General features: G+C 58.9%; 10 protein-coding genes and 4 pseudogenes. 5 read left to right on the forward strand and 9 right to left on the reverse strand.

Annotated elements, in window-relative coordinates:
* Positions 1-5: 5 nt before the first annotated feature.
* Together AC1D06_RS22295 and AC1D06_RS22300 are read left to right on the forward strand one after the other, a co-directional pair.
* On the forward strand, positions 6-647 hold the full coding sequence (locus tag AC1D06_RS22295; protein WP_477987992.1) for a hypothetical protein: 642 nt from the start codon (positions 6-8) through the stop codon (positions 645-647).
* A gap of 31 nt (positions 648-678) precedes the next feature.
* Positions 679-891 (forward strand): annotated as a pseudogene (locus AC1D06_RS22300) (VOC family protein); the annotation flags it as partial.
* Positions 892-1,115: 224 nt separating this feature from the next.
* On the opposite strand, the gene AC1D06_RS22305 reads toward AC1D06_RS22300, so the two are convergent.
* The 5 genes from AC1D06_RS22305 to AC1D06_RS22325 form a co-directional block, all read right to left on the reverse strand.
* Positions 1,116-1,823 (reverse strand): NmrA family NAD(P)-binding protein, encoded by a 708-nt coding sequence (locus AC1D06_RS22305; RefSeq protein WP_477987993.1) that lies wholly within the window; start codon positions 1,821-1,823, stop codon positions 1,116-1,118.
* Positions 1,820-2,152, reverse strand: coding sequence for a YciI family protein (locus AC1D06_RS22310; RefSeq protein WP_477987994.1), 333 nt, complete (start codon positions 2,150-2,152; stop codon positions 1,820-1,822). The genes AC1D06_RS22305 and AC1D06_RS22310 overlap by 4 nt, the downstream gene beginning before the upstream one ends.
* 146 nt (positions 2,153-2,298) lie before the next feature.
* Positions 2,299-2,475 (reverse strand): VOC family protein, encoded by a 177-nt coding sequence (locus AC1D06_RS22315; protein WP_477987995.1) that lies wholly within the window; start codon positions 2,473-2,475, stop codon positions 2,299-2,301.
* Between the two features lie 139 nt (positions 2,476-2,614).
* Positions 2,615-3,499: an alpha/beta fold hydrolase gene (locus AC1D06_RS22320; protein WP_477988024.1), complete on the reverse strand. Its 885-nt coding sequence runs from the start codon at positions 3,497-3,499 to the stop codon at positions 2,615-2,617.
* Between the two features lie 207 nt (positions 3,500-3,706).
* Complete coding sequence (locus AC1D06_RS22325; protein ID WP_477987996.1) at positions 3,707-4,063, reverse strand: VOC family protein; 357 nt, start codon at positions 4,061-4,063, stop codon at positions 3,707-3,709.
* Positions 4,064-4,282: 219 nt separating this feature from the next.
* On the opposite strand from AC1D06_RS22325, the gene AC1D06_RS22330 reads away from it, so the two are divergent.
* A complete protein-coding gene (locus AC1D06_RS22330; RefSeq protein WP_477988025.1) occupies positions 4,283-4,573 on the forward strand; it encodes a DUF6894 family protein in 291 nt (96 codons plus the stop codon).
* Between the two features lie 95 nt (positions 4,574-4,668).
* Here AC1D06_RS22330 and AC1D06_RS22335 read toward each other — a convergent pair whose 3' ends face one another.
* From AC1D06_RS22335 to AC1D06_RS22350, 4 genes and pseudogenes are all read right to left on the reverse strand, one after another.
* Complete coding sequence (locus tag AC1D06_RS22335) at positions 4,669-4,971, reverse strand: hypothetical protein (RefSeq protein ID WP_477987997.1); 303 nt, start codon at positions 4,969-4,971, stop codon at positions 4,669-4,671.
* A 308-nt stretch (positions 4,972-5,279) separates the two neighbouring features.
* Positions 5,280-5,789 (reverse strand): annotated as a pseudogene (locus tag AC1D06_RS22340) (SOS response-associated peptidase family protein); the annotation flags it as partial.
* A 323-nt stretch (positions 5,790-6,112) separates the two neighbouring features.
* Positions 6,113-6,620: pseudogene (locus tag AC1D06_RS22345) on the reverse strand (IS6 family transposase).
* A 144-nt stretch (positions 6,621-6,764) separates the two neighbouring features.
* On the reverse strand, positions 6,765-8,579 hold the full coding sequence (locus AC1D06_RS22350; protein WP_477987999.1) for a methyl-accepting chemotaxis protein: 1,815 nt from the start codon (positions 8,577-8,579) through the stop codon (positions 6,765-6,767).
* A 665-nt stretch (positions 8,580-9,244) separates the two neighbouring features.
* Here AC1D06_RS22350 and AC1D06_RS22355 point away from each other — a divergent pair.
* Both AC1D06_RS22355 and AC1D06_RS22360 read left to right on the forward strand, forming a co-directional pair.
* Positions 9,245-9,436, forward strand: a pseudogene (locus AC1D06_RS22355) (dihydrofolate reductase family protein); the annotation flags it as partial.
* A gap of 691 nt (positions 9,437-10,127) precedes the next feature.
* Complete coding sequence (locus AC1D06_RS22360) at positions 10,128-11,027, forward strand: LysR substrate-binding domain-containing protein (RefSeq protein WP_477988000.1); 900 nt, start codon at positions 10,128-10,130, stop codon at positions 11,025-11,027.
* Positions 11,028-11,303 lie beyond the last annotated feature (276 nt).

An 11,303-nucleotide genomic window follows, 5' to 3' on the forward strand; every position in this document is an offset into this window, starting at 1 on the left:
CTGGCATGGCAAAATCGCGTTTTCCTCTTTTTGTATCGGTTGCATTGGCAATTCTGGCAGCCGGCGTCGGCGACAGGGTTTTCTCCGCGGAGAGAGCGCCGGGAGGCAATATAGATTGCAAATGGCCCATCAGTCCCGATGAGACCGGCCTCAATATCCTCAAGCGTTACGGTAAGCACGCCAAGCTTGCCTTTGTGAGGGATCTCGATGGCGAGGGAGGGCCAGGGCTGCAGCTTTATCCCGATGACCCGACGCTGCGTTTCGAAATCGAAGGGTACGGAGATGTGATCAGGAGCAAACCCGCGACGCTTTACCTTAGGGAGATAGACAGCAAATGGAGCGCTTTCGGCCTCAAGGTAGGGATGACGCTCCAAGAAGCCGCCGCGGCCCTTCGCAGCCCGCTCGACCTGTCAGGCTTCGAGCGATTAAGGGACGGTGGACCCAATACAGTCACTGCCGATTTCCCACGGGGAAAACTGGCGGCCGAATGCCGGGTGCTTGCCGTCTTTTCAGCGCCCGAGGACAAATACGCGATGTTGAGGCAGCTTGATAACCTTGAGCACATCCCCTCAGACAACCCCCAGCTGCTCAAGATTAACCCGATCCTCAGCGATTTGCTCATTTTGTGGGACCCTCCGGAGGAGTGATATGGAAGGTTGGCGACGCGAGTGATGTCGCGATCGCTATTGGAACGCCATCGTCAGCAACGGCGGTCAGGAAAGCGATTGTGGCTGGTGCAAGGATAAATGGGGCATCTCCTGGCAGATCACACCTCGCGTTCTGATGGATGCGATGCGCGCCGGTGGCCACGAGGCGAAGCGTGCATTCGATGCGATGATGACCATGAAGAAGATTGATGTCGCCGCGATCGAAGCAGCCCGCCGCGGCTGACCGATGACAGTGGGCTGCCTTCTATCGCGCGCAAGGCTGCGGGATATCGGCTATTTTGTCGATGTTTTCGCATTCACGAGGCGTGAAATGTGGCTCAGCAGGCTCGTCGTTCTACGGATTGGGTTTTCAGGCCTGTCGAAGCCAGCCCGCGATACCTCCGTCATCCGAGCGTAAGCTCGGGCAGCGCTTTCTGAAAAGCCCACCTGCCTGAAGCTCGCTTCCCATTAGCTTCGCTCGATTGTTCGGACGGTGACCGGGTGACCAAGCGCTTTGGCGAAAGCAGCCGCGACATCGTCGAACGAATATGTTTCGGGGCCCTCAATATACCTGGCCCCGACGTCGTCGAGCGGGCTGGCCAGCCGTCTCGCGGCGGCGCGACCCAGGTCGGCGGGGGCCACCATCGGTATCTGCAGATGTGCCGGAAACATCGTCGTGACCGATCCTTGCCGCGCCTCGTCTAGGAGCATGTCAAGATTGGTGAAATAGTATGCGCCACGATTGACTGCCATCGGGATCGCGGCCGATCCAACCCCTCGCTCGAAATTCCACAAAACCGAGAGATCGCCAATCGCATCGCCCGGCTGTGCGCCATAGGTTGACTCTACCAGGACTTTCTCCAAGGACGTGCCACCGACTGCCTCGGCAATGCTCTTGGCTGTCCGAGTTTCCTCGGCGTTCGTGTCGGTGGTGACAGCCGCCGGAGGATTGAGCAGGAATGCCCGTCGACCGCGACGCAGCGTGGCGCGCAGAGCTTGGGTGTCGCCGACATCGACGACGGCGATCTCGGCTCCGGCGGACTTGAGGTCACCGGCCTTCGCTTCGTCGTGCACGACCGCAATCACCTGACGACCGTCTCGAAGAAGCGTCCGGGCAACGACCGATCCGATGTGGCCGGTCGCTCCAAGGACAACGAAAGCATCTGGGTTCGTCATTCGGCTTGCTCCAATGGCCAGACTTCGACAACACCCTGTGCGACCGCGCACGGGGTCTTCGAGACCATCTCGATGGCTTCTTCCAGGGTTGCCGCCTCTATCAAGGCGAAGCCGGCCAGTGGCAACGCGGCGGTGAGGAATGGACCTTTGGAAGTCTCCACCCTGGCACCGTCGTGGTTTCGGACCTGGACAGGCGAACCGGCGATGCCGATGATCGCACCGCGGTCCTGCATCTGTTTGTCATGGGCGTGCGCTGCATCTCGGATCGCTGGGGCAGTGCGGTCATATCCGGCCTGATCGCCATATCCGATGGTGAGATATTTCGGCATAACAACATTCCTTTCCTGCGCATTTCTTCATTGCCAGTCTCGGTTTGTCGGCGGCGACGCCCAGAGCTCTCAGCACTGCGGCCGATTTCGTGAACTTGACATCGCGATACTCGACGATTTGTGTCGCTCCTGCATTCTGCCGCGGCTCAATGCCTGGAATTGGTCCCCGTGTCGACGAAAGCCATCATCAGGCCACCGCCATCGTTACGCTGGGTCCCACGGGGCTGGAAATCGAAGACCTGGCCATAGAATTCGAGCGCGGCGTCGACGTCATCGACCACCAGCGCGACATGGTTCACACCCGTGAGCTTGGGTTTAGTCATATGCATCTCCCGCTTACTAATGTCCCGAGCGTAACGCCCTGGACCTGTCAGAGTTCAGAAACGTTTTCTAAACGTGGTGATGGTTGTCTTTTGCCAAAGCGGGTGAGGGATATAGATCAGCGCTTTCCGGTCGCGAGGATCAGCCGGCAAGCGACGCGGCGCCGCCGAAAAACGCCCCCAACGCTTCGGCCGTTTCCGTGGGATATTCCTCCGGAAAAAAATGGCCACCCGGCATCGGATGACCGGCAACGTTGTCTGCCACTTGCCGCCATAACGCCAAAGGTCCACCCTCGTCAGCATACCAGGTTGCCAGGGCGCCGGCTCCGCTCCAGAGAGCCAATGCTGGGCAACGAATGCGGCGCCCGGAGATGCGATCTTGCGAGTCATGCTGACGATCGACGCTTGCTGCTGCACGGTATTCCTCGCAGATCGAGTGAACCCGGTCTGCATCTCTGAGCCGCTCAATATAGGCCTCTCTGATCTCGGGCGGGAATGCGTTGGCGGAAGAACCCCAGCCTGTGAGAGCGTTGTCGATGACGGCCTCCGGCGCAGCGGTGATCAGCCTTTCCGGGAGAGGTTCGGCCTGCGCAAGAAGGATCCATGGCCAGAACGCCAGGGCAAATCGGTCGTCAGCTCGTTCCCAGACCGCGGCGGTGGGGACGATATCGAGAACGGCGAGCTTCGTAACGACAGCTGGATGATCGAGCGCCATACGGTAGGCGACGCGGCCGCCGCGATCATGGCCGGCGACCATGAATTGGCGAAAGCCGAGCTTCGCCATCACCTCGACCATCTCAGCCGCCATCGCTCGTTTGGAATAGGGGAGGTGATCGGGGGCAGACGAGGGACAGGCACTGGCGCCATACCCGCGTAAGTCGGCACAGATGACGGTAAACTCGGAGGCAAGCAGAGGAGCGACGCCGCGCCACATCAGATGAGTTTCAGGAAAGCCATGCAACAATAGAACGGGCGGGCCGCTCCCGGCAATGGTAGTGAATATCGACCCTTCCGATACATCAATCATTTGTGCATGGCTGTGGTTCGGCACGTTGCTCTCCTTAAGGCGATCGCGGCTGTGCGCTCTACAAAGGAAAGGGGTTGCCGGGGACGATCTCGTGAACTGGGACCTAGTGGTCCGCCGCTTTCCCGCCACCGACATAAGTTCGCGTGATACGGATCGCGTGACCAGTTTGCTTCGTTTCTGCCATCCCCTGCAGTCTTCAAGTGTAACCTACGTGTTGAAAGGTTTTGAGGGCGGCTCAGCAAGAGTGATCCGGTTCCCATCGGGATCGAAAAACTGAGCAATCCTTCCGTAATCCCCCGCCAGTTCACCTGTGAGGTTCACGCCGATTTCTTCCAGCGATCGCCGGGCCTTGTCCATCTCTGGCACGACGATGGTCAGCCTTCCAGATCCCGCATTCTTCTCGTCACGGAAGATTTGAATGTTCGCGCCTGCAATGTTGCGCCATTGAATCAAGCCATCCATGGGACGGTCGTCCGGCTCCCGCTCGAAAAGCCGCGTATAAAACGCCTCGGCACTCTTCATGCTTGTTGTGGCGAGCGCGGCATAAATTCCCTGGATTTGCATTGGTCATGCCTTCTTTCGAAACCAACATCCAGCAACAATGAGAAAGGCTGCGGGCCCGTTCCAAAACCGTGCGGCTGGCAGCACTGTCCGGTTCTGACATGCATGGGCAAAGCCAGTCGGCTGAGCACGACGTTGGCGATGCTTATTAGACAGTACCGGAAGCGACGCTGACAAGGCGTTTGCGACCTGACGGGAAGGGGTGAAACAACTGGTTTGGCTGTGCGTTCAGCGCTTGACCCAGTTGGAGGAAGCGATGACGCGGTCTATTTTCATATCAAAGACGGTATTCGCCTGTTCACGGACGATGTTGGCAAGGATCTCAAGGGTTTAGACGAAGCGCGCCGGGAAGCAGAGATGCTTGCTGCGGAGGTGCGGTCGGAGATGACGAAAGCGGTCGATCTGGTGAAGGAGTTGCATGTTGAAATCGAAGACGAGACTGGCAGAACCGTCGCGGTCGTGAAACTGGACGAAGAGCCGCCTCTGAACTCGTTCTTCGCTTGGCATCAATAGGAACACGGCTGCGCCGTCGCGGCATGTGGCGCTCTGTTCCGCGCCGTCCGCGCCGGCCGCCGCACCGTTCGAATGCGTCGGAGCATCCAGGCTTATCAAAGCCTCTCCACCAGGAGCGTCCGCACGAGCAATTCGTCCTGATCGAGCTCTTGTTCGAGTTTGCGTCGGTATTGGTGCCACCATGTCCGATCGAGATCGTCGGTCATAACCTCGATGACGACAATCTGATCCTCTTCCGCATTCCCGCCGTTGGACCAAAGTCCCTTGGCGGGCGAGTTGAGATACGCCGTTGCGCCACCGAAGCGCTCGGTCATCTCGCGCTGGACTATTGCAACGGTGTTTTGGAAATCAATAGCTGCCTGCGGCGCAACCGGAATGAACAACTGTACCAAATGCATGTCGAAATCTCCTCGGTGCGCAAAACATCGGAAATCCGATGCGGTTCCGCATAGCGTATCCGACTCCAGAACAGTGCACCGTCCTGGCCGAGCGCGACCACCCGCAACGGGATGCATTCCCCGCTGATCCACGCGATTGGGAAAAGAAACATGCCAAGACGGCGGTGCTTTCGCCTCCGGGTGAGAAGCTCCTTGGCCTGAAGGCCTGGTGATCGACGAAGCCACTGTTCGCAGAGCCGCCAGCATTCGCGCGGCTTGTGATGCTGGACCAGGCGCCGATTTCCAAGCGGCATTTGCAGCGGAATAGCTCAGCCAACCTGCTCCACAGACAGCGTCCCCGCGGGGAGCGGTTTGATCAGCGATTTTGCCGAAACGCTCGGGTCGAGCCAGTCGGCCCAGACACTACGATCAAGGATCGCAATCTGCCTGTCGTGATAGGGTGCGATATCCGGACCAGGTTCCATTGTCAGCATAGCGAAGGCTTGGCCAACCTCCGGCGTTTCGCGCCAGATGCCGGCGATGCAGAACATCGGTTCGTCTTTCTTGGTGAACAGCCACTTGTCCTTGCGCTTCTTTTTCGAGTCCACTGAATCCGTGAACTCGTAGAAGCCATCGGCAATGATCAGGCAGCGATTGGAGGTGAATTCCCGGCCCTCTGACCGGAAATTATATACCGGCCGCTTGTTCGGTCCGGGCCAACTCCAACGCCGCTGCACGAGCTCGGCCTCGCCGCGGACGCCCTCGATCGTCCGGACGATGGGGCCGACATCGGTGATCTTGATATCCTCACGCGCCTGCAGGTTCGGAGTGCGCGCTCCCTGACTGGTTCGATCGAAGCACGGTTACCGGAAACCGGTATTGCTCTTTGTGAACCATTTGGAACGGCTTTATGTATTTTCCTTTTGCCCAATGCAGCATCGCAATATCCGCCTTCTGAACGCCTTACGCAAAAATTCCCGCATCGTCCTACCCCCAGACAGACAACCCGAATATGACGAAATTAGTTCCACGTAAAATTCAACGAGCTTAAGTGCTTGCGACCAGGGATTTCTTCTGTCCCAAACCGTTGGGGATTAGGTTCCTTTTGGAGGGTGATGTCAGGTTAATCGGAACAAGCGCGCATCCGGCACACTCAGAGCGATCATGCGGCTATTCCGGCCACGCCCCTCCAATGTGCGATCGCCCTGAGGCGATGCAGGTAGACGTCGATGGCTGTGCATTTGGAAGGCGCAGGGACGAAGAGATTTCGGACCGCAGAGAAGACGCTGACGAAACGTTGCAACGCACCCGGTGAGCGGAACCGTTGCATGAGGCGCTCCGGTTTCCACAGAGGGAGATGGGAGTATTCGGCGCGTTGTTCAGCCCCTTTTGCGATCGATGCGCGACCATTGCATGATCTGGCGCCGTGCAGCGCCAGATGCCATACGTTGCTCGGACTCGGCGCTTTCCGCCGCAAGCTGCCGCATAATCTGATTCGAGCTTCTTTTCCCAGCAACGGATCGTCTCATAGGAGACGACGAGGCCGCGCTCCAGCAGCATCTCTTCGGCCACGCACAGGCTCAGCGGAAATCGGAATACAGCCAGACTGCGTGGGCGATCACGGACGGAGGAAAACGATCGCGCTTGTAGCTGACAGGACAGTGGCTCATGACAACGAGGTAGCCGCAAATTGTTTCATCTGCAGTTAACCTGACATCACCCCAAAACCACCTGCTACCGACAGCGGCGGAGGCGCCGGCCGCTTCGTGCTGAATATTAACAGCCGGCGGTGCGAGCGCAAACCTATGCTGACGCTAGGCCGCCCTTCGCGATTTATGCTTACCATCAGATTTGACTTCAAAACGCTTGACGATATCGTCCAGCGTATGGGCTTCATCGCCCAATGCGCGGCAGGCTGATGTGGTCTCGACAGCCATTGCCGCATTTTTCTGCGTCGCCTGATCGAGCGCGGTGACGGAAGCGTTGATCTCGCCGATGGCAACGACCTGTTCGTTGGCGGTGGAGACGATGTCGCCGATCAGGCCGGTGACGCCGCGGACCTGCTGCTCGATTTCGGTCAGGGCCGCGCCGGTACGGTTGACCAGCGTCACGCCGTTCGTCACCTGGGCAGTGGAAGCTGAGATCAAAGCCTTGATCTCGTTGGCGGCCTTTGCCGAGCGCGAGGCGAGTTCGCGCACCTCCTGGGCGACGACAGCAAAACCCTTGCCCGCTTCGCCGGCGCGAGCGGCCTCCACGCCGGCGTTGAGGGCCAACAGGTTTGTCTGGAAGGCAATGTTGTCGATGACATTGATAATCTGGCCGATCTCGGCCGAAGACCCTTCGATCTTTTCCATCGCCGCAATTGCGTCGCGCACGACGACGGCCGAATGTTCGGCGCTGGTGCGGGTTCCCGCCATCATTTCGTTTGCGCGGCGCGCGCGGTCGGATGCGTTCTTCGCCGTCACGTCCATCTGTTCGAGCGCCGCCGCAGTTTCGACAATCGTCGCGGCCTGCTGCTCGGTGCGCCGCGCCAGATCTTCGGTCGCCGAGGTGATGCCGGCGGCCGAGTGCCGCACCCGGCCGGTGGTCGAGGTGATCTCACGCATCGAGGTAGCTAGTGCATCCAGGCTCGCATTGAATTCCTGGCGCAGTGCCTCATATGCCGACCCAAATGTTCGTTCGATCCTGTAGCCGAGATTGCCGCGCGACAACTGGGCAAGGCCTTCGCTCAGTTCGCGGATAAGGTCTTCGCGCATGCAGTCCTCAGCCACTTTCTCGCTTGCCAGCCGCCGCTCGCGCTCGATTTCAGCATTCTTGGCGGCTTCGTCACGGATGCGCGCCTCCTGCCGTTCACGTGCGGTGTCGCGAAACACGGCGACTGCCTTCGACATGGCGCCGATCTCGTCAGCGCGGTCGGCATAGGGCACGTCGGCGGAGTAATCACCGGCAGCGAGTTTGCCCATGTAGGCCTTCATGCCGGAAAGCGGCACGATGGCCCGCCTCCGCAGCAGGTAGAGTCCTCCGAGCAGCAGCGCGAATGAGCCTAAGCCCGCGATTACCGCATAAACGGTCCAGTTGAACACTTCGGAAGCGGCGTATGTCTCTTCGCCGGCAAGGAAGGTGTTGGAATTGTCAACCAGCTTCAGCACGGCGTCCTGGTGCGTGTGGAAGGCAGTGCGCAATTCTTCGATCGCGCTGTGCGCTTGCTTCTCGTCCTTGGACTTTAGAGCGGGGATGATCTTCTCATCCATCACCTTCCAGAACACGTCGCCCTTGGCGACGACGTCGTTCTCCAGCTCGTCCTTCAACGCCTGCGGCAGGCGGGTGGTTTTCCAGTAGGCGCGGCGGTCGTCGTATTGGCTCTTGAGATTGGCGATCTTGACGAGATTGGTCTGTGCCAGCTCGGGGAATTTCGCCGCCTCGAACGAGAGCATGTAGGATTCGACCACGAAGAGCGGCGGCGGCAGGATGTCTGCGATCAGGTCCTTGCCATAAACCACTTGTTCATAGACGGGGCCGTTGACCTTTAACCGTTCGAGCGCGGTCTGCTGCAGCCCGATCGAGGCGAAGATGCCAGCGGATACGGCAATGCCGAACGCAACGAGACTGCGAGCAATCGTAAAACCCATGGGTTTCCCTCTGGCTTGAGCGCCGTTGTAGCTAAGGCGTCCAGGTTTATGCGGTAGCTAAAAATGTCATCAAAATGATTCTGTTTCATTAACGCCGGTCTGTGTCGCAAGACGATAGAGAGCCTTCCCCGCCGAGCGCGGGCGGCACTGCCTTCCGGCCACCGCGCCGGCGAAATGCGCAGCGCCTATGCGGCGGTCTGGACGGCCAGTCAGGACAAGGTCAGATCGGTCCACTTCGGCGGTCTCCATCCCGACTTCGTGCTTGCTCCGGGTGACCTGCCACGAGTAATTACCTCCATCATGGATTAGGCGCGATGAGGGGGCGCGCTCGCAAACGGCACCGCTACCGCAGGTACCTTCATCGCGTCACAAACAAGGAAGTCAAAATCAACTTGGCTATCTCCGCAACTAAAGGGCCGAAACAGTAAAACGAGTTGTGATGATAGTCGCTTCGAGTTGACCCCCTATTTCCGCTGGGCGCTGATCCGCCCCGTTATCCTCAATCAGCTGAAACACATCATCAATTTACGTGAACTGCCGAGTGCATGAGAAACGGCAAAGTGGATCAATCCGTGGAAAATCATAAATGACCTACATTTTGGAAAAGGCTCTGGGCAAGCGGGTGTCTATCAAACCGTGCCGCTCGACGACGCGGCGGCGCGGGGTTCGCGCCGGCTTTGATCCGGGAGGTCGTCGTCGACGAATTCCAGTTCTACATCAACCCTGCCGCCGTGGGCACTGGCGCGCTCATTTTCATGGCCTCTGGCTCTCGCAAATTGAGGCTGCTGAATGCCAAAGCATACCCTAGGGGCATGGTCGTGAGCCGTTACGCCAAACCTCAAGCAACCAATGCCTAAGTAGCGTCCAATGTGAAAGGACAGGACCTGAAGGTCGACGAGGTAAGGCGCGCGATGGCGGCCTTGCCAACCGCAGAGAGCCTGAGCGGCATGAGACTTATGTCTCGATTCTGGCGCGTGCGCGGAAGCAAGAATTTTCCTGCGAAGCCGCCGGCGCCGCGCCGTTCGAAACTCAGCGCCATTCGATTCACTCATACAGCGACCAGCCCAGCGAACGCCGTGTTACCGAGATAACTGACGACGCGCGCGTATCGCGCTTCCCCGGCGCGTTCGATGTCGGCCGCATAATTAGTCCGGCGACCACCGCCCCGCCAGTTCCGCAGCGGCATCATCATGGGCATTGGTCTGGCGCTGTTCAGCATGGCCTGGGAAAGATCACCCCGGCTCTGATGCTCGCATTGGCCATACTGATCTCACGATCGATGGTGATGTCGGTTGGGGGTAACCGATGTCCCGTCTGAGGTAGTCCGGCATACTGCCTACTTCGAGGGTGGTACCCCGGCGACCTTTCGGAACAGTCATCCTCAAAAATCTTGAAAGCCTCGTCGATGTTGCCGATACGCAAGAAACTGGGTTGATTTCTACGTTGCTCATGTTGCACCTTGGCTCAGATTGCGACTGCTATATCTTGCGTAGCTTGGTGCGGCGATACCAATTCAAAATCTCTGCGATGCATAAACTGGATTGATCCATGTCGGTTCTAAATCGTGTCCCGGTCAACGCGTTGCGGGTATTTGAAGCCACAGCTCGCCTGACCAGTTTCACCAAGGCAGGCGAAGAGCTGGGCATTACACAGACGGCCGTAAGTTATCAGATCAAGGTTCTCGAGCAGCTGATCGGTACGCAACTTTTCACACGGCAGCCCCGCTCCGTACGGCTGACGGACGTGGGCGAGACCCTCGCCGGCAAAACGACCCAAGCCTTCAACATTCTCAGGGACGCGGTGCTAGAGATCGAAAATTCGCCCGACACGGCATTGGTAATTGATTCAACGCCCACCTTTGCCTCCCAGTGGCTCGCCCGGCATCTCGGTTCGTTTCAGCTCAGACATCCAGACCTCGCCGTGCGCCTGACCAGCCGGGAAACCTTGGTTGACTTCAGCCGTGATCCGGTCGATGTGGCCATCCGGGGCGGGCGTGGAGACTGGCCTGGTCTGGAGTGCCACCGGCTGATGCCGGTCGATTTCTCGCCAATGTTGAGCCCTTCGCTTGCGAGCGCCTCAGGGGGGCTGCGGGTTCCCACCGATCTTTTGACGCTTCCTATCCTCGATCCCGGGGACCCATGGTGGCGGTTGTGGTTCAAAGCGGTAGGCCTGCCGGACACGGATTTGTCGAAGCGACCGGCGACCGAACTTGGAGTGCAGTTTTTTGGCGCTCAAGCAGCCATGGCGGGGCAGGGCGTCGCCATGTTGACGCCCGCATTTTATAAGGACGACATGGCGCTTGGACGGCTCTATCAGCCCTTCGACATTGTCGGCAACGATGGCCACTCATATTGGCTGGTCTATCCGGAGTCTCGCCGCAGGATGGGGAAAATACGGTATTTCCGAGATTGGATCGTTGAGGCGTTCGAAGTCTGGAATCGACAATAATAGTACACACACGTTAGGAATCGACCTACCCTCGACGACTGAGGTTGTGTATGCGAGCGGTCGAATGGTCGATCGCGCTATTCTCAAGGCATCATGGGGGCCTTCGCGTTAACGGGTTCTTGGCGGCAGCGCGAGGGCCGTGGGATTGCGTAGCGGGAGTGGTGCCGCCCGGTATCTCTGCGGCGGATCCGGGACGAGTCGCCCCAGATCCTCGAACGCATTCCGTCCGGGCCCTGGGGCGACGCTGAAGATATTGCCGGCGCCGCCGTGTGCTTT

It is taken from the genome of Rhizobium sp. P2_G2 (assembly GCF_056403555.1).

Excerpts from the sequence above, each read along its gene's own strand:
- AC1D06_RS22295 (WP_477987992.1), top strand. The coding sequence starts at position 6 with ATGGCAAAATCGCGTTTTCCTCTTTTTGTATCGGTTGCATTGGCAATT.
- AC1D06_RS22305 (WP_477987993.1), bottom strand. The coding sequence starts at position 1,823 with ATGACGAACCCAGATGCTTTCGTTGTCCTTGGAGCGACCGGCCACATC.
- AC1D06_RS22310 (WP_477987994.1), bottom strand. The coding sequence starts at position 2,152 with ATGCCGAAATATCTCACCATCGGATATGGCGATCAGGCCGGATATGAC.
- AC1D06_RS22315 (WP_477987995.1), bottom strand. The coding sequence starts at position 2,475 with ATGACTAAACCCAAGCTCACGGGTGTGAACCATGTCGCGCTGGTGGTC.
- AC1D06_RS22320 (WP_477988024.1), bottom strand. The coding sequence starts at position 3,499 with ATGATTGATGTATCGGAAGGGTCGATATTCACTACCATTGCCGGGAGC.
- AC1D06_RS22325 (WP_477987996.1), bottom strand. The coding sequence starts at position 4,063 with ATGCAAATCCAGGGAATTTATGCCGCGCTCGCCACAACAAGCATGAAG.
- AC1D06_RS22335 (WP_477987997.1), bottom strand. The coding sequence starts at position 4,971 with ATGCATTTGGTACAGTTGTTCATTCCGGTTGCGCCGCAGGCAGCTATT.
- AC1D06_RS22350 (WP_477987999.1), bottom strand. The coding sequence starts at position 8,579 with ATGGGTTTTACGATTGCTCGCAGTCTCGTTGCGTTCGGCATTGCCGTA.
- AC1D06_RS22360 (WP_477988000.1), top strand. The coding sequence starts at position 10,128 with ATGTCGGTTCTAAATCGTGTCCCGGTCAACGCGTTGCGGGTATTTGAA.